This window comes from Olleya sp. Ti.3.14 (genome assembly GCF_038154885.1).
Classification (GTDB): Bacteria; Bacteroidota; Bacteroidia; order Flavobacteriales; family Flavobacteriaceae; genus Olleya.
The window spans coordinates 1-313 of sequence record NZ_JBAKAO010000051.1 but is presented as its reverse complement, the minus strand read 5'-3'; the positions used below and the strand labels follow the sequence as shown (position 1 = coordinate 313).

The 313-nt window shown below is 41.2% G+C and carries 1 protein-coding gene; it reads right to left on the bottom strand.

Annotation, left to right across the window (positions count from 1 at the left end):
- The coding region (locus tag V6251_RS15240; protein ID WP_341589011.1) for a thrombospondin type 3 repeat-containing protein at window positions 1–313 on the bottom strand (313 nt) is incomplete at both ends.

Genomic DNA, 313 nt, shown 5'->3' with positions numbered 1-313 from the left:
TGATGCTAACCAGTCTCCTGATTGAACTACTGTTACGTTTGCTGTATTAAAAGAACATGGATCGTTTGGATCGGTTCCATCTGCAACTTCTTGCTCATTAGTTACACCATAACCATCACAGTCTGCTGCTAACCAGTCTCCTGATTGAGTTTCTGTAATACTTCCTATAGTAAATGAACAAGGATCGGTTGGATCGGTTCCATCTGTAACTTCTGTTTCGTTGGTTACGCCATCACCATCACAGTCTGCTGTTAACCAATCTCCTGATTGAGTTTCTGTAACATTTGCTGGATCGTAAGAACAAGGATCGTTT